We start from the raw sequence: 21,817 nt of genomic DNA on the forward strand, positions 1-21,817 counted from the left end.
TTATAACATCGCAAACAATTACTCATAACTAGGACAAAAGCATGAAAAAGCTTGCCGCACTGGCGCTACTTTCCATCAGTGCACTACTCATATGGATATTTTTACCATCAAAAGAAACACAACCAACAACGCTAAACATTTCTGGCCCCTTTGAATTTACCGACCAAGATTTATCTAAAAACGGCTATTTATTTACACGGTTACAAGTCGTTGAAGCGCTTACTGCTATCGATAAGTCAGGCAACGTCACCCCTTTATTAGCGAAAGAATGGACAACTAACGCAAACAATTTACGCTGGGAATTCACATTGCGCCCAGACGTTGTGTTCCACGATGGCTCCCCGCTTACCGCGCAAGCTGTTCAAACTTCTCTTTCTCACGCTTTAAAAAAACCTGGCGTATTAAAGCGTGTACCTATCAAAGAGGTATCAGCTTCAGACAACCTTCTAGTGATAGAACTATCTCAACCTTATCGACCATTGCTGGCAGTGTTAGCTCATTACACAGCAGCGATTGCAGCACCAAGTTCGTTTGATCAACAAGGAAATGTTGCACAACTGAGTGGTACAGGTCCTTATAAAATCCAAGAGTTACAAGCTCCTCATAAAGCGCATGTTGTCAAAAATGCTGACTACTGGGGCACAAAAGCCTCGATTGAACATGTTCACTACCTTGCAGGTCATCGCTCTGAAAGCCGTGCTTTGTTAGCACAAACCGGTCAAGCCGATCTGGTTTACACACTCGACCCAGCCAGTATCGACCTGCTTGAGTCAGCAAAGAATGTTGAATTGGTGATGGAGTCCATCCCAAGAACGATCCTAATTAAGTTGAATAATGAACACCCACTTTTGAATCATTCAGATGTGCGTCAAGCTATCAGTTTAGCTTTGGACCGAACGGGGATTTCAAAACAAATCGTCCGCGTTCCAGGCTCTGAAGCCTATCAACTGTTTGCCCCTTCTCTTGGCGCATGGCACATCAATAACCTTGAGCAAACTCAGCGCAATATCGACCAAGCGAAAACATTACTTGCAGGGCAAGGTTGGCAGGAAAATGAGGAAGGTCTCCTTTCGCGAGAAGGCAAAACATTCGATATTACTTTAACTACCTACTCAGACAGACCAGAGCTGCCTATCGTAGCAACCGCGATTCAAGCTCAGCTTAAAGAAGTCGGTATTCAAGTGAATGTTTCTATCGATAACTCAAGTGCAATTCCATCAAAGCACAGAAACGGTACCTTGGAAATGGCGCTCGTGGCGCGTAATTTTGGCACTACGGCGGATCCCCTAGCCTTACTGATGCGAGATTTTGCTAGCCATAAAGGCAGTGACTGGGGACCAATGAACTGGTCTTCTGATGAGTTCAGCAGCTTACTTCAACGTCTATCGGTTGAACCAAACCAAGAACAATATAATCTAATGACTCAAGAGGCTTCATCCATATTAGCGGAAGAAATGCCGCTGATTCCTGTGACTTTCTACACTCAATTAGTCGCGGTGAATGAACGTGTTAACCACTTCTCATTTGACCCATTTGAAATCAACTATCGCATCTCAGAGATGACGATTAATGATTAATATCTTAATCCGAAGAGTACTCCAAGCCGGCTTTGTGGCTTGGAGTATCGGAACACTCACTTTCATTTTAATGCGCTTGTTACCCGGCGACTTTGCTTTTCGAATTGCAGCGGGTCGTTATGGGTACGATTATGTGGATGCAGATGCGGCACAAGCGGTTTACCAAGAGTTAGGGCTTGATCGCTCTGGCTTGCAGTTATACCTCGAATGGCTGTGGGATCTTCTCCATTTTGATTTAGGAACATCATTGATTAGTGGTACCCCCGTCATTGATGAAATCAGCCACCAGCTCGGGCACTCCATTTTATTGGCAGTCGTCGCGACCGTCATTTCTCTTCTCATTGCCATCCCAATCGGTATTTATTGTGGAAAACGGACCGACTCTTTTGCAGACAACTTCTCGCTATTAGGTTCCATCATCTTAAGAGCTCAGCCTGTATTTCTAATAGGTTTGGCCTTGGTGATTATATTTTCGTTACAGCTGAATTGGCTTCCTGTGGCAGGCTTTGGTCGAGTCGAGTTTATCGTTCTGCCCGCCCTCGCCTTGGCACTATCGCTGGCTGCAATGTCTAGTCGTCTTATAAGAAACGCCACTCACGATGCCATCACAGCACCGCACTTTTTATTCGCTCGTTTAAAAGGACTCAGTGAGGCGCAAGCTTTTCAGCATCACGCTCATAAACACATCGCTTTACCTGTTATTACTTTTGTTGGTGTTCAAGCAACCGGGTTAATTGAAGGGATCATTATGATCGAGTCATTGTTCTCCTGGCCAGGTATTGGGCATGCATTGGCGCATGCGATTTTCCGTCGAGATATTCCAATGATTCAAGGTTCTGCTCTGCTGATGGGACTTTTGTTTGTGGTCATTAATACCTTAGTCGATCTTGTTAACTACCAATTAGATCCAAGGCAACGCGCGAATAAACCCTCTGCTTTATTTTCAAAATTTGCACCTAATAAACAACAAGCAGAACCCGAAAAAAAGAAGGTTAAGATCGTATGAATTTAACAAAACCGCAATGGTTAGGTCTGATTATCTTAGCCGCTTTATTATGCCTAGTCATGCTAGAACGGACTGTCTATCAAGGTGATATTGCCAAGCAAAATTTAGACCTTGCATTCACAACGCCTTCTGTCGAAGAACCTTTAGGCAGAGACCATTTTGGACGCAGTAATTTAGCGAGATTAAGCCACGCCATTACCACCTCACTTTCCATGGCATTAATCAGTATTACCACCGCAGCGTTGTTAGGGACGTCAATGGGAGTAATAGCCGGCTGGAAGCAAGGATGGTGGGATAAAATCTTTTCATTCAACGTGAACATGATACTCGCCATGCCCGGCTTAATTCTTGTTTTACTTTTTGCGGCTATGGTTCCGGGATCATTCCTCATTCTATATATCGCCATATCGCTCATGCTGTGGGTGGATTTTTTCCGCGTGTCACGCAACCGAACGTTGTCACTCATTCAGTCACCTGCAGTAGAAGCCTCTCGGCTTTATGGGTTCAACCACTGGTATATATTCAAGCGTCACTTGTGGCCAGATTGCCGAAATGATTTATTCACCCTGTTCTGTTTTGGTACGGGTAATTCAATACTGGCACTCGCGTCTTTAGGCTTTCTACATGTTGGGCTCAAGCCGCCAGAAGCTGAGCTCGGCTTAATGATGGTTGAACTATTCCGTTACTACCACCAAGCCCCTTGGGTTTTGATTCAACCGGTACTGACCGTTTTTCTTCTGGTATTAAGCTTTCATTTATTAGCTCAAGGAAAACGTCACACGCAATCCTCAAAAAACCATGCGCATAATGAACCAAGATCTAAACAAGAAAAACTGCAACTAGGTAAACAAGCGGATAAGGGAGTAACAGCATGAACGCAATGTTAAAAATTGAAAACCTGTCGATTCATACTGATACTCAAACCTTAGTCCAGAGCTTAAGTTTAGATTTATATCCTCAGCGTCCGCTCACCATTTTGGGAGAAACAGGCGCGGGGAAAAGCCTAATCGCGGCAGCTATCGCCGGCACATTACCTGATGCCTTAAAACCAGAGGGCGACATTACTTTGTTTGATGAGCTTAACCCTTTAAATCGAGAACGGTTTTGGGGCAAAGAAATAGCTTTGCTACCTCAAGAACCTTGGTTAGCACTCAATCCGCTTCGGACTATAGGATCGCAGATAAGCGAAGTTCATAAGCTGGTTTTAAACGAAGGTCGTTCCCAGAGTGACACACTCACCCATCATGCACTTCAACAAATGGATCTGGGCAAAGATGGAGATAAACACCCATTTGAACTCTCGGGCGGAATGGCGCAACGTGCTGCGTACTTATGTGCGACACAAGCTGGAGGCAAACTGTTAATTGCCGATGAACCCACAAAAGGCTTAGACGAAAGCCGACGGGATCACGTTGGGCAACTTCTCCTTTCTCACTGCCAACAACTTGAAAATGGCAAACCCGGTGGCCTGCTCACCATCACTCACGACATTAAGCTGGCTAAAATGTTAGGTGGTGACATCATTGTCATGAAAGAAGGGGCAATTGTTGAAAGGGGAGACGCTAAAGCCATTTTAGATCAGCCACAAGCGGCCTACACAAAAGCGCTAATACAAGCGCAACCTGAGTATTGGTATCTTGATCAGCCAACTTCCTCGCAACCTTCAAATGAATCAAATAGTCACGCTACTCCCTCAGAGGTTGGTATACAAAGCGGGCAGAAGCCATTGCTTGAAGTTGAAAGTTTAGCTATTTACCGCGATCAAAGAACACTCTTTTCAGATCTCACGTTCTCATTATCACAAGGTGAAATACTGGGAGTTTATGGTGACAGCGGATGCGGGAAATCTTCTCTCGCCGATACTTTACTAGGGTTGCATCACGACTTTTCCGGCAATATCGACTGGCTTCAAAAAATCGAAAAAGGACAACGCCTCAAGCTTTACCAAGATCCACCCAGTGCGCACTCCCCTCACACAACACTAAAAACGTTGCTTGATGACTTGTGTGCGCTTCACAAGCTAAATCGCTCCAAGATCCCCGTACTTCTAGATAGATTGAGCCTTAACTCTGCTTTGCTTGAACGTCCATCAAGCCAAGTATCCGGAGGAGAATTGCAGAGGTTTGCGATTTTACGAGCGCTACTAATGAGTCCAAAACTGTTAATTGCAGATGAACCCTCATCACGATTAGACCCCATCACTGCAGCACAAACGCTAAGGCTAATTGTTGAAGTATCGAAAGAAGCTAATTGCGGCCTAATTTTGATCAGCCATGATCGACTGGCTCTGAGTAAGCTATGCAATAAAGTGATCGACTTATCGCGCTATTGATTTATCTAGCTATTGATTTCTGGATCGATCGACTTATTGGGCTATCGACCTAAACGAGCTTCGCGGTTATCTGCCTTCTCAGTGGTACATTCGCCGTAAATCTTTAGTCATACCTTCACTATCTACTCACTGAATGTACATCTCTGTGTAACCCAATCTGACTAACCTTGCATAAGAGGTTAGCCAGATTGTAGCTATTTATGCTTCAGCCATAGCAAAGTCTAGAAACTATAAAAACCTCTAACCTCTTCTATCGCACTCACTCGAATGGTGAGGTGATGCACCAGTATTGGTCATCCACAAGCGGGCTTAAAATATAAGTCGTTGAAATATAATGTTTATCAATTTTGGCACAAATCGTGAACTACCACTAAGTAGGTATTCAGATATTAGGAGTTGAATATGTTGGTCGTTATTTCAGTGGGTTTATCCCTATTAGTACTTGCAGCGCTGTTTCATTTCTCAAAGAAGAGACAAACAGCGCTATCACACCGGTTTGAAACCTTAGTTCTACTCAGACAGTTATTGTTGCTATCACGCAAACATCGCGCGGCAACGCATTATGCTCTGGCGTATCAATTGACGAGCGACTCAATTCGAAAAGTGAATCAGATTTACGACAACATACTTGAGGTATCTGAACTGCTTCAATCTCATGTGTCGTTTGACAGCCGTCCGATGTATCGCATTTATCACCTCAAACTCATCGCTATGCACAGCGACTGGCAAAACCGTAGCTTAGTACGTAATCAATCGATTCATGGAAAAACGATTCGTCACAGCATGTTCTTGATGGATGAAGTGATGATCATCTGGCTGATTCAATCAGAACGAGAAGACATGAGCCGTGAGTACCACATGAACTGGCAACAGATCTTAGATTGTATGGAGATCCTTACCAAGTTGAGAATGGCCATCCCTGGGATAGAAAAGGCGGATATGGAGAAGCCTGAGGAGTATGCGAGATTCAAATTCTACGCATCTCAGACACACCGCAAACTCAACCAATTATCGATTATCTGCCCTATCAGCAGTGGGTCACCCATTTGTACACGTGCGATGCATGCACTTACCGAGATCGCATCAAGTACTGAAGCGACCCAGTCAGCAGATAGCATGTACGAGTTAACCAGTGATATCTCTACTGTCGTATCGCAAGTCTACGACCAAGTATTATCAGACATTACCAAAAGCTTGTATCAGCCTTTACCTAGCATCAACGATAAGGTGATAAATACACGATTATCGGTACACAGATACGTGTAAAGACTTCGTGAGAGGAGAGCGTGTGGAACTCTGAATGATTGAGTTCAAATCCGATATCACCTTTGATATCGGATTTTTGTATTTGTTTGCTTATGCCTTGTGTACTTAAGATATTTAACCTCAAACATCACCAGACTTAATATCGCTAGACCAAACTTCTGCTGCAAAATCAATGAACTGACGAACAACAGGCAGCTGATAACTGCGAGACAGATACACCGCCCAAAGCACACTGCTGGGTGAAACAAAGTCATCCAATATTCGTTTCAATTTCCCTTCTGCAATCAACGGATTGGCTAAATCACAAGGTAAGCGAACAATCCCTTTTCCATGCTGTGCGGCGCGAGTTAATACCCCAACATCGTTAGCCTTGATAGTGCCAGACACCTCAACCGAATAGTGCTGGTTATCCTTAACGAAATCCCACTTAGAAACACTCAAATGGCGAAAGCAGTTATGCTGTCGAAGTGCTTCGACCGTTTCAGGTTCTCCGTACTTGTCTAGGTAGACTTGAGAGGCACACACCACTGAATCAATTTCCATGAGCTTTCGAGCAATCAAACTATCGTCAGGTTGGTCAGTATAGCGAAGGGCAATATCTATTCTCTCATCCACCAGCTGCGCAAAACGGTCTGAGGCAAACAACTCGACCGTGATATTAGGGTGACGCTCTGTGAATTGCTCAACCACATCCAACAGCATGTTTTGAGTTAAACCAATCGGCGCTGCAATTCGAATTACCCCTGAAAGATCGTCGGTTTGATTGAGTGAAGTGACTTCTAGCTCTGCGGTTTCATGGAGTATCTTCTCGCAACGTTGCAGCGCAATCTCTCCTGCCGCTGTCAAACTGACCTTACGAGTAGTTCTGTGCAGTAACCTTTGTTTTAACCACCCTTCGATCTCTTGAACATGCCGTGAAACCTGTAAACGGCTCATGTCCAAATGCTCTGCTGCTTGAGTAAAACTGGCGCAATTTGCGACTTCAACAAAGCTACGCATCGCCGTCAACCTGTCCATCACACTCTCCCTTGCCGACTTAACCAAGCCTATTAGATAACTGTATAGATACAATCTACATCATTTTACGATATTTATCGCAACCTAGTGAGCTATTAGACTGCAATGGCTGTCGAGAAACAGACTCAATAAATTAGATAATTGGAGAGACATTATGAAAATTGCAGTATTAGGCGCATCTGGTTGGATTGGTAGTCACATTGCTCAAGAAGCTCAATCTCGTGGTCACGAGGTTGTTGCAGTCGTAAGAGATGCAAGCCGTGTAGAAATAAACAATGTTGAGGTTCGTTCATTTGATTTACAAGATGAAGCAGCAAGCCTTGCAACCGTACTATCCGGCGTTGATGCAGTAATCACTTCGATTGGCGGACGTGCTTTGGGTAATCACGACATCGTAAAAAGCACAGCGACTAAGCTGCTTGAGACACTGCCAAGCATTGGTATCGAGCGCCTGCTTTGGGTTGGCGGTGCAGGTTCATTAGAAGTGGCGCCAAACGTACCGTTAGTGACCGTTCCTGACTTCCCAGCAGATTACAAAAACGAAGCACTAGCACAGGGTGAAGCTCTTGAAGTGTTCAAGCAATCGAACAGCGAGGTTAACTGGACGTTTGTTAGCCCTGCAGCAGAAATTTTCCCGGGCGATAAGCTATCAACCTACCGCACAGGTGGTGATCAGCTGCTCACCGACGAAGATGGCAACAGCAAAATTTCAGTCAGCGACTACGCGATTGCGATGATTGATGAGCTCGAAGCTGGCAAGTTCCCACGTCAACGTATTGGTGTCGCTTACTAGTCAATTCATATATAAAAACTAAAAAAGCCGCTTGTTCACAACAATGCGGCTTTCTCATCTTTATATTGAGCATTCCTTTAATCCAATGGCAAGTGACCCGTTTTCACTAGGATAACCGTCTCTTCTTCCACATAAGGGAAATGCTCGCTCATATGAGGGCTACGCATCCAAGTGTGTTTTGGATACACGCCATGTTCATCTTTAAAAGTGCCTGACAACACAAAGATCTCTTCACCACCAAAATGACGGTGTGGCTGAAAGCGCTCACCAACGGGCCATTTCACCAAGGCCACATTTTCGTGCTCAAAAACATGTAGCGGCATCACTTGTAAGCCACCGATGCCCGGAAGCCATTCCGTTTCTAGGGTATTGATACGAACTTGAGTTAAGTCTCTCGCATCAAACTGATTAAGCTTCACCAAGATCGTGCAGCCATCTTTGCTTGATGGAGAATGCGCACTGCCCGGGGGATTACGGATATAAGTGCCCGCAGGGAAATCTCCAGTTTCATCTGAGAACACACCCTCTAATACGAATATCTCTTCGCCTTGCGGATGCGGGTGCTCAGAAAACGAAGATTCAGGATCGTACTTCACAACACTGGTCGTGTGGCCCGATTCTTTCTCTTCTCTTTCAAGCGGCTTACGCCAAACCCCTTTGGCAGGGCTTGCAATCCAGCCTAATGATTCGGTTTCAATAACCAGCTTTTTTGAAAAGTCCATGTTGAACATAATGGCGACCTTACTCTTGTTATCGTTTTAATTATTCTTATTATCTTTCTAGCTTTTATTCTACGCGAATACTCATCCAGGAGGCCATCTCGCTGCATTTTTCCTGCGCGACAGCCACCTTAACAGAAGCCTAATTAATTGCGGCCAGCTATCACACCGCCATCAACATCCCAGATTGCACCCGTTACCCAATCTGCACTGTCTGACAGTAAGAAAGAGATGCTATTGGCGATGTCTTTCGGCAAACCGACTCGGCCAATCGGATGGAATGCGTTGAAACCTTCTAGCGCTTGATCCACTTCTTCAGGTTTAATGAAAGATTCGTAAATCGGTGTTTTAACCACAGCCGGAGAAACCGCATTCACACGAATATTATGTTCAGCCAGTTCCATTGCCATGTGCTGTGTTAATGCGTGCAGGCCAGCTTTAGCCATTGAATAGGCAGAAGATGGCGTCGCTTTGATTGCCTGCTTCCCCCACATAGAGCCAACGTTAACCACACTGCCACCACCGTTCTTGATCATCAATTTACTTATCGCTTGAGTGATGAAGAAGGTTGCTTTATTAAGCTGCATGTATTGCTCGTAATCAGATTCTTGGTGCTCGATAAACGCTTTAGGGTTGAAGTAACCCGCCGCATTCACAAGGTAACCAATGCCTTCTTCGAGCGACTCTAAATGCGCAATAAGGCGAGACACACTTGCATCATCATAAAGGTTAGCTTGCCAGCCTGAAGCGTGACCTAACGATTGCAATTCTGACACCGCTTTATCTAACTTAGTTGGGTTATTGCCGACAACCAACACATGGATGTTTTGAGCGACTAACTGCTTCGCTGTTTCAAAGCCCATACCACTTGTGCCACCGATTACTACTGCAATACCATTTTTAGTGAAGTTCATTTTGTTATCTCCTAAGTCATGTGAACGTGGTAATCTTAGGCTTTGAACTAACACTATGAATAGTAAGTACAAATCGGTTAGGTAGGTACTTATTGGTACATCTTTATGAAAAATCAGGAAAACTTTTTTTCAAGAAAATCAGCACCAGAGCGTTCCGCTCGCATGGTAGAAACCATCTACGGCTGTAAATGGTCGCTAACGGTTTACCAATTACTGGCAAATGGCACTAATCGCCCCGGTGAAATGGTGCGCTCAGTAGAAGGGCTATCTACAAAGGTATTGAATGAATGTTTGAAGCGAAATGTAGAATTCGGGATTTTAGATAAGCAAATGTTCAACGAACTGCCACCAAGAGTGGAGTACCAAGTGACACCGTTCGGTGAGAAGTTCTTGTTGATTCTAGACCAGCTGGAAAACCTGCAAAACGAAATCGACGAGATGTAAGCCCAAGCAAATCCGCTCAATACCAAATAATGGATAACACGCACTATTTAGCTCACTGGCATTTGCTCAAAGCGACCTTTGACAAAATCAATGAAGGTTCGGATTCGGCTTGGTTGATAGCGGTCTCGATGGTAGATCGCTGAAAAGTCGACCTTAGGCACTACCCATTCTTCAAACACTTGCAGTAATTGCCCGTCGTTCAGTTCTTGTAAGCAATAGATGGTTGGTACACGAATAATTCCGTTGCCCGACTTCGCGCCCTGCACCAACACTCGCCCATTTTTACATTGCAGTCTGCCCGTCACATGCACATCGACCGTTTTCTTGGTGTCGTCCAGTGCTTGAAAACTCCACTTACGCACCGATCCCGTTAAGCAGTCATGGTGGATCAGATCCTTAGGATGGCTTGGCTTTCCTTTACGAGCAAAATAATCAGGGCTCGCGAGTGTTCCCATCTCAATGTCTAAAAGCTTTCTTGCGATAAAGCCCGCGTCTTCTAAGCTTCCCATGCGAAAAGCGATATCAAACGCGTCTTCAATCAAGTCGACTCGGTTACTACTGAAATCAAGGCTAATGCTGATGTCTGGGTAGAGTTGCATGAACTCATTGACCAAATCCGCGATGATCACTTCACCAAGATAACCACCGACACAGTTTACTTTTATGTCGCCACGTACTTCTTCGACATCGTCCACAGCAGCAATCAGAGCTTGGTCTATGTTATCGAGGGCTTGCTCACATCTCGCGTACAGATCTTGCCCTGCGTGCGTCAGCCTCAAGGTTCGAGTGGTGCGGATAAACAGTGTTACACCCATCTGCTTTTCTAGGCTACTCACTTGGCGTGATACGTGGGAACGAGACACATCCAACTCCTCTGCCGCTTTGGTGAAATTACCTAAACGAGCGATAAGCACGAAGGAGCGAATATCAGACAGGTTAATTTGATTGAGCATAGTCACCAGCTTACTAATGAAGTTATGAGATAGACGCCTTTATTGTTGCACCACAGCAACAGTGTTTCAAGTAAAGCGCTATATATCAACAATGCTATTTTCCTTAATATACTTCCATCGCAACGAAGCAAGGCAACAAGCACTTGATTCGAATGCACTTAAACAACACGTCGTAGCCAACCGACGCAATTAAAGTACAGAGGAAATAAAATGAAAAAACTAATCGTAATTACAGGTGCAAGCTCTGGTATTGGTGAAGCAATCGCTCGTCGTCTAAGCGATGAAGGTCACCCTCTGCTACTTTTAGCTCGTCGTGTTGACCGCCTTGAAGCGCTGAACCTACCAAACTCACTGTCAGTAAAAGTAGACGTAACAGACAAAGCGTCTTTTGATGCAGCAATCGCTCAAGGTGAAGCGAAATTTGGCCCTGTAGACGCGCTTATCAACAACGCTGGTGCAATGCTTCTTGGTCAAATCGATACTCAAGACGCTCAAGAGTGGAAGACAATGTTCGACGTGAACGTGATTGGCCTTCTAAACGGCATGCAATCTGTACTTGCTCCTATGATGGAACGCAATACAGGTACTATCATCAACATCAGCTCAATCGCGGGTAAGAAAACATTCCCAAGCCACGCTGCTTACTGTGGTACTAAATTCGCGGTACACGCTATTTCTGAGAACGTTCGTGAAGAAGTTGCTGCTTCAAATGTTCGTGTTACCACTATCGCACCGGGTGCTGTAGAGACTGAACTTCTGTCTCACACTACATCTCAAGAAATCAAAGACGGTTACGATTCTTGGAAAGAAGACATGGGCGGCGTACTGGCTGCTGACGATATTGCTCGCGCGGTATCGTACGCTTACCAACAACCACAGAATGTATGTATCCGTGAGATTGCTCTAGCACCAACTAAGCAACAACCGTAAGTTTCAGTGATTAACTTACGTAACGTCTTTGTTTAATTGACGTATAGAGAAAGGGACTTTTACTATACATAGTAAAGGTCCCTTTTTTCTTTTGTCCGAACTCGATAAACACTAGGTTTGTTTTGCGACCTCTCGACCACGCCATTGAATCACAATCAGTGCGACAATAATTACAATCCCCAAAGGTCCTAGCCCGAATGGATTGAGTAACAATAGTGGAATGGCAAGTAATGCTGCTAAGCGCTCAACCATGCTCAGTGAACGAATCAAATACCCTTCAATTGCGATCGCTATCGCGACAATAATAGTCAGCGTCTGGACGATTGACAAAAGCAACGCTGGTATTCCGTCGTCAGGATTCACAAGGCTTGTGTATGCCATCATAATTGGGATGATGAACAGACCACCCGCCAACTTGAACGCTTCTACCGAAGATTTCATTGGGTTAGCATTCGCTACACCAGCCCCAGCAAAAGCAGCCAAGGCTATAGGTGGCGTTACGTTCGAGGTTTGAGACAGCCAAAATACGATAAGGTGAGCAGTTAACAATGGTAAGCCAAAATCGCTTAGCATTGGTACAGCCATAACCGCCAACACAATATACGCCGCTGTTACAGGTAAGCCCATACCCAAAATTAAAGCCACTAAACTGATTAAGCCCAATGCAATAAGCATGTAGCCACCAGAGAAGTCCATCACAAACTGAGTAAACTGCAAACCGATTCCTGTTTGCCCTACCACACCAACAATAATGCCCGCCGCACCACACGCTGCAGAAATCGGCAACGCCATCAGTGCACCATTTTTCATCCCTTCAATGAATTTCTTCAATCCGATTCGACTGTGTTTACGCAGCGCCGCGGTTAGTAGAATTGCACTGCAACCCGCAACACCAACTAGCAACGGTGAGTAAGCCATCATTAAGAGTGCCGTTATCAAGATCAACGGAATCAGGTGGTGAGCGCCATCTTTCATCACCGAAACCACGGCTTCTGTTCTGCTTACAGCTTTGAGGTTCAACTTGCACGCCATTAGATGAACGTAAAGCAAAGTACAGAAAAAGTATAAAATAGCAGGAGCAATCGATGCGATCATGATTTCGCTGTAAGGCACACCAGTAAACTGCGCCATCACGAACGCACCAGCCCCCATAATTGGTGGCATAATTTGCCCACCCGTAGAGGCGGCAGCTTCAATACCTGCGGCTTGCTCTGGTTTATAACCGAGCTTCTTCATCATAGGGATCGTAATTGAGCCTGTGGTCACCGTATTCGCTATCGCAGAACCAGAAATAGAACCCAAACCTGCCGATGCCAATACCGCGGCTTTCGCAGGGCCGCCACGGTATTTACCGGCGATTGAGAATGCGAGATCAATAAAGAATTTACCGGCTCCGGTCACCTCTAGAAATGCACCAAACAACACAAAGATGAATACCGTTGTCGCGGCGATCCCTAACGCAGAACCAAATACACCATTAGCGGAGTAAATCTGGAACTGAATCAGCTCTTGTAGCGTGTAAGCCTTAATAGAAAAACCACTTGGCAGCATGTCACCGAACGCGCTATACGCAAGGAACAACACTGCGATTAACACCATCACCCAACCAACAGTACGTCGGCATCCTTCTAGCAGCAGTACCAACAAAGCACTACCAGCAAACATGTCAGCAAATTGAAGGCCATAAAACAGATGATTGATGTCGTTATAATCGAATATCCATAAACGGTAGCCAGCAAACACCACCACGGCACACAAGATCACATCGATCAGCTTGCCCACAATAAAGAGCTTGTTCTTTCGGTTAGAGAGCAATGGAAAGTGAAGGAAGATCAATACCAATACCCAACACAAGTGGATGGGTCTAAAATAGGTTGCCGAGATCGTTGAACTCACGCCTTGCCATATCTGAAAAGCCGACAGTGCTACTGCAACAACTAAAGTCAAATAGCCCATTGTTTTCACGAGTTTTCCATAGGGTAATAGTTGGGGTGACGCATTTTGATTATCAGGGGTAATATCCATATTAATGCCTGCTGGATAAGAACGAATTGATAAAAAGGGCAAGTGAGATTTCACTTGCCCTGAGGTAGAGATGTTACTTGCTTACCGAATCTAGGTACTTCTGAGCACCAGCATGAATCGGTACGCCTTGCAGTCGAGAAGCATTCTCTGGTGTGGTCATTTCAGCCATTTTCACGACTTTACGAATATCACCGATATTCTCAAAAGCGGCTTTAGTCAGATTGTAAGCCATGTCATCACTCATGTTGGCATTAACCACCAATACGTTCCACACACTAAGTGTCGATACTGGATCAACCTTATTGTAAACACCTGCTGGAATGTCGTAAGCACTGTAGGCTGGATATTGTCTCATGAAGTTAGCACTCTCTTCTTCAGAGATAGAAATCACCTTAACGTCGTGAGTTAACGCAATCTGTGTTACCGCGCCAACACCTTGACCACCAACAATGAAACCCACATCGATTTGACCATTCGCCAAAGCATTAGTGGTTTCTGAGTAATTAAGGTAAACCGCATCAATATCTTTTTTCACATCAATACCCATCGACTCAAGTAGTGCTGCAGATGTTACTGCCGTACCACTAGCAGGGGCCCCAAGGGAAACACGTTTACCTTTGAGTTGCGATAATGAATCAATACCAGAGTTTTTAAGAGTGATGGTATGAACTAGATTTGGATATAGAGCAAACAGCGTTTTCACTGGCATTTTCTTAGGAAATTTACCTTCGCCATTGTAGGCATCCAGAACCACGTTACCCATTGCAATCCCGGCGATCATATCGCCACGTACAACCTTGATGGTGTTCTCGACTGACGCTGCTGTCACTTCTGCTTTTGCATTCACATCCGGTACGTTTTCAGACCAGACTTTAGCTAATGCGCCACCAAATGGGTAATAGATACCACTTTGACCGCCTGTACCGATTGAATAGTTTTCTGCACTTGCCATCGTAGGCAGAATCGCGAGTAAAGCTACTAATAAGTTACGTTTAAGCACAATCATCTCCTTGATTATTAACCGTAATTAGATATACACCTAACTACAGGCTTTATTTTCTGTTCGTTTTTTGAGCCGTTCAAACATTACATGCGATCGAATATTGTGCAATTAAATACTATGCAATTGTGAAGCAAGTGTTAAATTGATCACTTATCAATAAAAAAGCGCCCAAGCTGGCTGGTGCTTGAGCGCTTTTAACAAACTAAAGATGTTGATTAGAAGTTGTAACCACCACCAATCATGAATACCCATGGATCAATATCAACGTCTGTTGAGTACTGTTTCCCACCAGCCTTGTACTTGGCTGTAGTATCGATGTCTGCGTACCAGACGGATGCGTTTAAAAACCAGTCGTCGTTGATCATGTAATCCATACCAACATTCGCAGCCAGTCCCCACGAATCATCAAGGGACAAGTCACTTAAACCAGCATCTTTAGCCGCACCATTAAGCTCTTCGTCAAAGAATACGGTGTAGTTAATACCAGCACCTACGTAAGGACGGAACTTGCTGTTTGCTTCGCCGAAGTAGTACTGAACCATCAACGTTGGTGGTAAATGTTTTGTCTCGGCGATATCACCTAAACCACCATGGTTTGTAGAAATTGTATGGGAGAACGGCGTCGCTGCAAGAATCTCGAGACTGATGTTGTCTGTAAACATGTAGCCAAATGTCAATCCAAGTTGGGTGTTTGAATCCACACCAAATTTTGAACCCGATGTCTCCAAAACATCTCCACTGCTATCGTTAGGAGACACTATTGCGGCACCAGCACGGATGATGAAATCACCTTCTTTATGAGCAAAAGCACTAGTTGACATAAGAGCCGCAACAACCGCAATACCACATACTGTTTTTTTCATTATAATTTCCTTTTGAGGGCTTAATCGTTATTGGTGAATGAGTAATCATTTCTTATTTTGCGTGCAAGGTAGCATATAATAACCCTACTTTATTGATGGAAATCAATTTGTGAAAACTTGTGAGAACTTATGTAAATTTGCATCGACTTGATCACTTTATCGCTTCATTTTATTGACAGTTTTGTAATGCAACTTTCCCGTGCGTCATTTTGTTAATTTAACCCCTTCACCTTGCCCGGGTCTATTTGGATCAAAATAGAGCAATCCAATATCTCGTACGCATCAATTTGGTGCACTTCCACAATAATCACTCTCACCTCGTTTAATATTCAATGAGTTACATTTGGCTTAGTGCTTGCAAGTCGATGTTCATAATCATAAATACATTGAGGTTCTGACTATGCAAGACACTCTAACAATCGTTCTGGCCGGCGGTGTAGGCTCTCGGCTTTCTCCCCTTACCGATAACCGTGCAAAACCTGCGGTACCTTTTGGCGGTAAATATCGAATCATCGATTTCACGCTCGCGAACTGCTTACACTCTGGGCTGCGCCAAATTTTGGTGCTGACTCAGTACAAGTCTCACTCTTTACAAAAACATTTAAGAGATGGTTGGTCGGTGCTTAACCCCGAGCTCGGCGAATACATCACCAATGTCCCCCCACAAATGCGTACAGGTGATAGTTGGTATAGCGGTACTGCCGATGCGATTTATCAAAACTTGTATCTGCTTTCTCGTAGCGAAGCTAAGCATGTAGTGGTGTTATCAGGCGACCATATCTATCGCATGGATTACGCGCCAATGCTCAAGCAACATAAAAAGAACGAGGCCGATCTAACCGTAGCGTGCATGGAGGTTTCGATTGATGAAGCCAAAGAATTTGGTGTGATGGAGATAGATGAATCTCTAGAGATCAATAACTTTACCGAAAAGCCACGCTACCCCGCCAGCGTGCCCGGTAGACCGACCCGAAGCATGGCTTCAATGGGGATTTACATCTTTGATAAGGAAGTTCTGACTCAAGCACTACTGGCGGATGCCGAAGATCCGAATTCAAGCCATGATTTCGGTAAAGACATTATTCCTAAATTGGTCGGCAACAACAGTGTTTACGCGTATAAGTTTGGCGACGAAGAAGGCCGAGTGACCCAAGATGCGTACTGGAGAGATGTGGGTACCATCGACTCTTACTACCAGTCTAATATGGATCTGTTAAAGCCAGCCTCACCTATAGATTTATACCAACCAGATTGGGCAATTCGCACCTACGAGCCACAACTGCCACCTGCACGCACCATTGCTTCTGTAGAAGGAAACCAAGGAATATTCATCAACTCGATGATAGCGAATGGCGTAGTGATCGAAGGCGGCTCTGCGCAAAACTCTATCTTCTTTCCTAAAGTGAAAGTCAGTAATGCCGCGATTGTGATTGATAGTATTCTGTTTGAAGATGTTGAGATTGGGAAAAATTGCCACATACAAAACTGCATCATAGATAAGAACGTCAAAGTGCCAGATGGCACCCAAATCGGTATTGATAACCTTGCCGACGCTAAACGCTTTCACATATCGAAACAAGGCGTCATTGTGGTGCCCTCTTCTTACCAATTTGAAGAATAGCTATTGCTAAAACCAGATGGCGCTATAAAGGCAACCAAGAGTTGCCTTATTCAATAGTCGCATTCACGGAGCTTTGCTTTTTTATATAAACCATACTTTTTATATCAACTGCAGTGATTTAATAAGAAAGCAATATCGGCATCAAACTAGCAATGATTTATAAAACTTAAACTAGAATAAGTATTTGAGCTGACGTTTGGTTAAGGCGATAAAACCTAGGCTGGCAAGGTAGATTAGAGGAATGCTTCGCGAGTGAGGTATTTTTGAACATGTATTGAAAACACGAAACATAATATGCGATCAGTTCTTCGGACTTTCAAGGGAGTAAAGGGAGATTATTTGATAACACTGAAGTGAATCACACATGTGCTATTTCGCAGTTGGTTAAACTAACCGATGTTTGCTACGTTTAAATGACACAGTCATTGGAAAGGTATGATTTATGAAAATAAATGTTCAAACACATCATGTATCAATTAACGACGAGTCACGCAAAGACATCGAAGGTAAATTCGAGAAGATATCTAACCATTTCCCATCACTGATCAGCTGCGACATCATCATCACAAAAGAACATGGTCAACACCAGGTTGAAGTGTTCACCAACTACGAAGGTGTACGTGTAAACGCAAAAGCTACAGATGACGTTATGTATCCAGCTATCGCTTCAGCACTCAAGAAACTTGAAGCAGGCCTAAGTAACCGTAAGGGACAATTGAAATCAGACTTACACGAGAAACCAACGAGCACGAAGCCAGAAATTGCTTCAGACATCATCCAAGAGATGAAACTGGTATAACTCGACTAATAGTTAAAGCGCACTGACGAATAGAAGCGCACAAGAATTCCAAAGCCAGCATGCGTTGCTGGCTTTTTCGATCTACACCTCAATCAGTGGAATAGTGAGTTTTTAGATGGAACACCAACTAGGCAATAACTGGAAGCACATCAACTGGGTATTAACCGACGTCGATGACACGCTCACTTGGCAAGGCTCACTCCCTCCTGAAACCTTGATTGCGTTACAAAAGCTAAGAGACAATGGAATCAAAGTGGTCGCGGTGACTGGCGCTTGTGCGGGTTGGTGTGATCATATTGCACAACTATGGCCTGTCGATGCCGTGCTTGGAGAGAACGGCGCCTTCTTATTAGAGAAACAAGATGGTGCATTACAGCTTTCATCGGAAACACCTTTAGAACAAGTGCGTCAGAACCAAGCAAAGCTAAAACAACAAGTTGAAGCGATCTTGTTGAGTTACCCAGATCTATCCCTAACTCTGGATCAATCTTACCGCTTGTGTGAGGTCGCGATTGATATCGGCCAAAACCGTGAACCTGTTGACCCTGAAATAGTGCAAGTGGTACTTGAAAGAATACATGCTTTAGGCGCACACGCGACGGCAAGTTCGATTCATATCAATGCTTGGTATGGCGAACACTCAAAGAAAAACGCAGTACATCGTTTTCTGGCTAATAAAGGCCTATCGCTTGAACAAATCCACAAGCAAGCGTGTTATGTCGGCGATTCAATGAATGATCAACAGATGTTCGAATCACTACCGCTCACCGTTGGCGTGGCTAACATTCAGCATTATTGGGATAAGTTAGATCATCATCCAAGTCAGGTGATGTCGCAGCCGGGTGGCTATGGGTTTGCAGAATTTGTGGATGCACTTCTGACGCTTAAAAGTGAGACAGCGAAAAGCTAACCATCCTTGTCTAAACAAGCTTTCTGCCCATTCAAACAACATAAAAAAACGACCGCTAGGTAGACCGAAGTACCTAGGGTCGTTTGAGCTTCAAAATGCTAGATAAGCTCTTAACTTTGACACATCACACAAAACACGCTGCATTGCACCATATGTTTATATGAGTTTATTACGGATGTGGATCACCACCGCTTCTGCAACGATAACCACTGCAAAAATACTCACCAACACCATTGATACTTTTTGCCACTCAAAAAGGTTCTGCGCATCGTTGAGCACCACGCCAATACCACCAGCGCCCACCAAACCCAATACCGCAGATTCACGCACATTGATGTCCCAACGAAACAACACAATGGAATAGAACGCGGGCATCACTTGTGGCCAATAACCTTTAAGTAAAACGCTCATCCAAGAAGCGCCTGTCGCGCGTAAAGCTTCAATAGGCCCCATGTTCACTTCAGCAATTGCTTCCGCTAACAGCTTCCCTACAAAGCCGATACTACGAATGGCAATTGCCATAATGCCTGCGAGAACACCGGGGCCAAACAGTGCGATGAACAGCAATGCCCAAACCAATGAGTTCACAGAACGTGAAGACACGAGAAAGAATTGAGCAATCCAGTTCAAGGCTTTATTCGGAGTGATATTTGGCGCGTTCATCAGCGCCAAAGGGATAGCAAATACCAAGGTAAACAAGGTACCTAACGTCGCGATGTGCAGTGTCTCAATCATCGCTGCGTGAATCGACTCAGGATAGAACGCGTAATCCATTGGCACCATACGCTCGAACATGTCGGCAAACTGGGCTGGCGCGTCGTATAGGAACTCAGGAATCACTTCAACGGTTTGCCAAGACCAAACAATCGCACACACTAAGCTAAGGTAAACGGCAAATCGAGCCACGCGTTCGTTTGGTGTAAAGCGCTGCCACTCTTTATCGATAGATGCAGTTGTCATTAGAAGATTCTCCTAACAATGTTGGAAAGAAATTCACCCACAAGAATCAATGCGATGATGGTGATCAAAATAGCGGCGACAAAGTCGTAGTCGAAGCGTTGGAATGCAGAGAAAAGCGTACCACCAAGGCCGCCCGCACCCACAATGCCAACCATGGTTGAGTTACGTAGATTTGAATCCAACTGGTAACTAGCAAAGCCAATAAAACGAGTAAACACTTGAGGCATTACCGCATACAAAATGACGCTGATAAAACTGGCACCGGTTGCTTTAATCGCTTCAACCGGTTTAAAAGAGATCTCTTCAATTGCTTCAGCAAAAAGCTTGGCAATAAAACCAATCGATGCGAATACTAAAGTCAGGATCCCCGCAAGGGCACCAAAGCCGACCGCTTTCACGAATAGAATTGCGATGATCACTGGGTGGAAAGAACGACACAGTGCGATGAAGCCACGAATAGGTGTCGATACAATCGAAGGCATCATGTTTCTTGCAGCAAGTAAGCCAAGAAACAATGAGATGATGATGCCGAAGAAACTCGAAATGATCGCTATCTGTAAGCTCTCCGCTAAGCCACTTAGCAGTAGGTTAGTACGCGAGAAATCTGGCGGGAACATTCTTGATAGTAACCGATCACTTTCACCAAAACCGATGAGCAAACGATCAAAGGTCAGCCCTAACGTCGAGAAACTGTAAAACAGATAAGCAACTATCGCAGCGATAATAGCTCGGTTAGTCCATGAGGTTTTGAACGGGTTTTCATGCTTCGCTGACGATGTGCTTGATGAAACGCTTGGCGACGAGCTTGGGTTTAATCCAGCCATGACTCACCCCCGTAAATGATTTTTAGATCTTCTTCTGAGATCCCTTCAGGGCTACCGTCATAATGAACTTTACCGTTACACATGCCGATGATGCGCTTGGCATAACGCTTGGCTAAGTTCACATCGTGGATGTTAACCAACACGGGAATGTTTTTCTGTTCTGCGAATGTCTCCATCAACTCCATTATCTCAACCGCTGTTTTCGGGTCGAGTGATGACGTCGGTTCATCCGCCAATAAGATATATGGGTCTTGCATAACGGCGCGAGCGATACCGACACGCTGTCTTTGGCCGCCCGATAAACTGTCGGCACGTTGGTTAGCAAAGTCTTGTAGGCCAACAAATTCAAGTAACTCGAACGCTTTGGCGAGGTCTTGCGCAGAGTAGTTACGACGCCATGCATTCCAAGCGGTCATGTAACCCAAACGGCCACTCAACACGTTCTCGATAACCGTTAAACGTTCCACGAGGTTATATTCTTGAAACACCATACCGATATGTCGACGCTGTTTACGTAGCGCTTGGCCTTTTAATTGAGTTAGGTCTGCGCCATCAAAAATGATTTCACCTTGGCTTGGATCGTTGAGTCGGTTGATACAGCGCAGAAGCGTACTTTTACCGGTACCAGATGGGCCAATGATCGCGATGATGCCTGGCTCATCGATATCAATATTAATGCCTTTAAGGATTGGCTTGCCTGCCACGTATTCGTGGAAAAGGTTGTTTATCTTTATTCCTTCATAGCTTGCTACGGCCATACTGCATTTCCTTGTGCGAATTTTAGAATGATCTATGCCCTACCCGCGAGGGCATAGATTTTTAGTTAAGGTAGGTGTTTTTAAAGAACTAAGTCTTTCGAAA

General features: G+C 44.6%; 21 protein-coding genes. 11 read left to right on the plus strand and 10 right to left on the minus strand.

The genetic code is table 11. From position 1 onward, the window contains the following. Positions 1-41: 41 nt before the first annotated feature. From AB4589_RS22460 to AB4589_RS22480, 5 genes are all read left to right on the plus strand, one after another. Complete coding sequence (locus AB4589_RS22460; RefSeq protein WP_372101718.1) at positions 42-1,577, plus strand: ABC transporter substrate-binding protein; 1,536 nt, start codon at positions 42-44, stop codon at positions 1,575-1,577. Then, entirely contained in the window at positions 1,570-2,583 is a 1,014-nt protein-coding gene (locus AB4589_RS22465; protein ID WP_372101719.1) for an ABC transporter permease, read from the plus strand. The genes AB4589_RS22460 and AB4589_RS22465 overlap by 8 nt, the downstream gene beginning before the upstream one ends. After that, the gene (locus tag AB4589_RS22470) at positions 2,580-3,458 is read left to right on the plus strand and encodes an ABC transporter permease (protein WP_372101720.1); all 879 of its coding nucleotides are present in this window, start codon (positions 2,580-2,582) and stop codon (positions 3,456-3,458) included. The genes AB4589_RS22465 and AB4589_RS22470 overlap by 4 nt, the downstream gene beginning before the upstream one ends. Next, complete coding sequence (locus AB4589_RS22475; RefSeq protein ID WP_372101721.1) at positions 3,455-4,915, plus strand: ABC transporter ATP-binding protein; 1,461 nt, start codon at positions 3,455-3,457, stop codon at positions 4,913-4,915. Before AB4589_RS22470 ends, AB4589_RS22475 begins: the two co-directional genes overlap by 4 nt. Before the next feature lie 402 nt (positions 4,916-5,317). Continuing rightward, a complete protein-coding gene (locus AB4589_RS22480) occupies positions 5,318-6,181 on the plus strand; it encodes a hypothetical protein (RefSeq protein WP_372101722.1) in 864 nt (287 codons plus the stop codon). A 120-nt stretch (positions 6,182-6,301) separates the two neighbouring features. Here AB4589_RS22480 and AB4589_RS22485 read toward each other — a convergent pair whose 3' ends face one another. Then, positions 6,302-7,198 (minus strand): LysR family transcriptional regulator, encoded by an 897-nt coding sequence (locus AB4589_RS22485; RefSeq protein ID WP_009846268.1) that lies wholly within the window; start codon positions 7,196-7,198, stop codon positions 6,302-6,304. Between the two features lie 154 nt (positions 7,199-7,352). Here AB4589_RS22485 and AB4589_RS22490 point away from each other — a divergent pair, with 154 nt between their 5' ends. Then, entirely contained in the window at positions 7,353-7,991 is a 639-nt protein-coding gene (locus AB4589_RS22490; protein WP_372101723.1) for an NAD(P)-dependent oxidoreductase, read from the plus strand. Positions 7,992-8,068: 77 nt separating this feature from the next. On the opposite strand, the gene AB4589_RS22495 is transcribed toward AB4589_RS22490, so the two are convergent. Together AB4589_RS22495 and AB4589_RS22500 are read right to left on the minus strand one after the other, a co-directional pair. Next, positions 8,069-8,722 carry a cupin domain-containing protein gene (locus AB4589_RS22495; RefSeq protein ID WP_371727816.1) on the minus strand — a complete coding sequence of 218 codons (654 nt, stop codon included), beginning with the start codon at positions 8,720-8,722 and terminating at the stop codon, positions 8,069-8,071. Between the two features lie 134 nt (positions 8,723-8,856). Beyond that, positions 8,857-9,624: an SDR family NAD(P)-dependent oxidoreductase gene (locus tag AB4589_RS22500; protein ID WP_009846265.1), complete on the minus strand. Its 768-nt coding sequence runs from the start codon at positions 9,622-9,624 to the stop codon at positions 8,857-8,859. Between the two features lie 105 nt (positions 9,625-9,729). Between AB4589_RS22500 and AB4589_RS22505 the strand changes: the two genes are divergently transcribed. After that, complete coding sequence (locus AB4589_RS22505; protein ID WP_372101724.1) at positions 9,730-10,068, plus strand: winged helix-turn-helix transcriptional regulator; 339 nt, start codon at positions 9,730-9,732, stop codon at positions 10,066-10,068. Positions 10,069-10,115: 47 nt separating this feature from the next. On the opposite strand, the gene AB4589_RS22510 is transcribed toward AB4589_RS22505, so the two are convergent. Beyond that, positions 10,116-11,021 carry a LysR family transcriptional regulator gene (locus AB4589_RS22510; protein WP_009846264.1) on the minus strand — a complete coding sequence of 302 codons (906 nt, stop codon included), beginning with the start codon at positions 11,019-11,021 and terminating at the stop codon, positions 10,116-10,118. Positions 11,022-11,231: 210 nt separating this feature from the next. On the opposite strand from AB4589_RS22510, the gene AB4589_RS22515 reads away from it, so the two are divergent. Then, entirely contained in the window at positions 11,232-11,951 is a 720-nt protein-coding gene (locus AB4589_RS22515) for an SDR family oxidoreductase (RefSeq protein WP_009846263.1), read from the plus strand. 111 nt (positions 11,952-12,062) lie between these two features. Here AB4589_RS22515 and AB4589_RS22520 read toward each other — a convergent pair whose 3' ends face one another. From AB4589_RS22520 to ompW, 3 genes are all read right to left on the minus strand, one after another. Beyond that, on the minus strand, positions 12,063-13,976 hold the full coding sequence (locus AB4589_RS22520) for a TRAP transporter permease (protein WP_372101725.1): 1,914 nt from the start codon (positions 13,974-13,976) through the stop codon (positions 12,063-12,065). Between the two features lie 73 nt (positions 13,977-14,049). Then, complete coding sequence (locus AB4589_RS22525; protein WP_017102057.1) at positions 14,050-14,982, minus strand: TAXI family TRAP transporter solute-binding subunit; 933 nt, start codon at positions 14,980-14,982, stop codon at positions 14,050-14,052. Positions 14,983-15,194: 212 nt separating this feature from the next. Next, positions 15,195-15,842 carry an outer membrane protein OmpW gene (gene ompW, locus AB4589_RS22530; RefSeq protein WP_012601085.1) on the minus strand — a complete coding sequence of 216 codons (648 nt, stop codon included), beginning with the start codon at positions 15,840-15,842 and terminating at the stop codon, positions 15,195-15,197. A gap of 400 nt (positions 15,843-16,242) precedes the next feature. Between ompW and glgC the strand changes: the two genes are divergently transcribed. From glgC to AB4589_RS22545, 3 genes are all read left to right on the plus strand, one after another. Then, entirely contained in the window at positions 16,243-17,463 is a 1,221-nt protein-coding gene (gene glgC, locus AB4589_RS22535) for a glucose-1-phosphate adenylyltransferase (protein ID WP_065678951.1), read from the plus strand. A gap of 442 nt (positions 17,464-17,905) precedes the next feature. Beyond that, a complete protein-coding gene (hpf, locus tag AB4589_RS22540; RefSeq protein ID WP_009846260.1) occupies positions 17,906-18,262 on the plus strand; it encodes a ribosome hibernation-promoting factor, HPF/YfiA family in 357 nt (118 codons plus the stop codon). Positions 18,263-18,377: 115 nt separating this feature from the next. Continuing rightward, positions 18,378-19,172, plus strand: a complete 795-nt coding sequence (locus tag AB4589_RS22545) for an HAD-IIB family hydrolase (protein WP_371710451.1) — start codon at positions 18,378-18,380, stop codon at positions 19,170-19,172. Between the two features lie 156 nt (positions 19,173-19,328). On the opposite strand, the gene phnE (AB4589_RS22550) is transcribed toward AB4589_RS22545, so the two are convergent. From phnE (AB4589_RS22550) to phnC, 3 genes are read right to left on the minus strand one after another with little or no spacing between them, the layout of a single operon-like run. Next, positions 19,329-20,132 carry a phosphonate ABC transporter, permease protein PhnE gene (gene phnE / locus AB4589_RS22550; RefSeq protein WP_017097992.1) on the minus strand — a complete coding sequence of 268 codons (804 nt, stop codon included), beginning with the start codon at positions 20,130-20,132 and terminating at the stop codon, positions 19,329-19,331. Next, on the minus strand, positions 20,132-20,956 hold the full coding sequence (gene phnE, locus AB4589_RS22555) for a phosphonate ABC transporter, permease protein PhnE (protein ID WP_372101726.1): 825 nt from the start codon (positions 20,954-20,956) through the stop codon (positions 20,132-20,134). The genes phnE (AB4589_RS22550) and phnE (AB4589_RS22555) overlap by 1 nt, the downstream gene beginning before the upstream one ends. Continuing rightward, on the minus strand, positions 20,944-21,714 hold the full coding sequence (phnC, locus tag AB4589_RS22560) for a phosphonate ABC transporter ATP-binding protein (protein ID WP_004732991.1): 771 nt from the start codon (positions 21,712-21,714) through the stop codon (positions 20,944-20,946). The genes phnE (AB4589_RS22555) and phnC overlap by 13 nt, the downstream gene beginning before the upstream one ends. Positions 21,715-21,817 lie beyond the last annotated feature (103 nt).

Origin of the sequence: Vibrio sp. 10N.222.49.A3, assembly GCF_041475145.1 — a bacterium.
GTDB lineage: Bacteria > Pseudomonadota > Gammaproteobacteria > Enterobacterales > Vibrionaceae > Vibrio > Vibrio tasmaniensis_A.

Bases quoted from the DNA above. Each gene is read 5' to 3' on its own strand.
- AB4589_RS22460 (WP_372101718.1), top strand. From the start codon at position 42: ATGAAAAAGCTTGCCGCACTGGCGCTACTTTCCATCAGTGCACTACTC.
- AB4589_RS22465 (WP_372101719.1), top strand. From the start codon at position 1,570: ATGATTAATATCTTAATCCGAAGAGTACTCCAAGCCGGCTTTGTGGCT.
- AB4589_RS22470 (WP_372101720.1), top strand. From the start codon at position 2,580: ATGAATTTAACAAAACCGCAATGGTTAGGTCTGATTATCTTAGCCGCT.
- AB4589_RS22475 (WP_372101721.1), top strand. From the start codon at position 3,455: ATGAACGCAATGTTAAAAATTGAAAACCTGTCGATTCATACTGATACT.
- AB4589_RS22480 (WP_372101722.1), top strand. From the start codon at position 5,318: ATGTTGGTCGTTATTTCAGTGGGTTTATCCCTATTAGTACTTGCAGCG.
- AB4589_RS22485 (WP_009846268.1), bottom strand. From the start codon at position 7,198: ATGGACAGGTTGACGGCGATGCGTAGCTTTGTTGAAGTCGCAAATTGC.
- AB4589_RS22490 (WP_372101723.1), top strand. From the start codon at position 7,353: ATGAAAATTGCAGTATTAGGCGCATCTGGTTGGATTGGTAGTCACATT.
- AB4589_RS22495 (WP_371727816.1), bottom strand. From the start codon at position 8,722: ATGTTCAACATGGACTTTTCAAAAAAGCTGGTTATTGAAACCGAATCA.
- AB4589_RS22500 (WP_009846265.1), bottom strand. From the start codon at position 9,624: ATGAACTTCACTAAAAATGGTATTGCAGTAGTAATCGGTGGCACAAGT.
- AB4589_RS22505 (WP_372101724.1), top strand. From the start codon at position 9,730: ATGAAAAATCAGGAAAACTTTTTTTCAAGAAAATCAGCACCAGAGCGT.
- AB4589_RS22510 (WP_009846264.1), bottom strand. From the start codon at position 11,021: ATGCTCAATCAAATTAACCTGTCTGATATTCGCTCCTTCGTGCTTATC.
- AB4589_RS22515 (WP_009846263.1), top strand. From the start codon at position 11,232: ATGAAAAAACTAATCGTAATTACAGGTGCAAGCTCTGGTATTGGTGAA.
- AB4589_RS22520 (WP_372101725.1), bottom strand. From the start codon at position 13,976: ATGGATATTACCCCTGATAATCAAAATGCGTCACCCCAACTATTACCC.
- AB4589_RS22525 (WP_017102057.1), bottom strand. From the start codon at position 14,982: ATGATTGTGCTTAAACGTAACTTATTAGTAGCTTTACTCGCGATTCTG.
- ompW (WP_012601085.1), bottom strand. From the start codon at position 15,842: ATGAAAAAAACAGTATGTGGTATTGCGGTTGTTGCGGCTCTTATGTCA.
- glgC (WP_065678951.1), top strand. From the start codon at position 16,243: ATGCAAGACACTCTAACAATCGTTCTGGCCGGCGGTGTAGGCTCTCGG.
- hpf (WP_009846260.1), top strand. From the start codon at position 17,906: ATGAAAATAAATGTTCAAACACATCATGTATCAATTAACGACGAGTCA.
- AB4589_RS22545 (WP_371710451.1), top strand. From the start codon at position 18,378: ATGGAACACCAACTAGGCAATAACTGGAAGCACATCAACTGGGTATTA.
- phnE (WP_017097992.1), bottom strand. From the start codon at position 20,132: ATGACAACTGCATCTATCGATAAAGAGTGGCAGCGCTTTACACCAAAC.
- phnE (WP_372101726.1), bottom strand. From the start codon at position 20,956: ATGGCTGGATTAAACCCAAGCTCGTCGCCAAGCGTTTCATCAAGCACA.
- phnC (WP_004732991.1), bottom strand. From the start codon at position 21,714: ATGGCCGTAGCAAGCTATGAAGGAATAAAGATAAACAACCTTTTCCAC.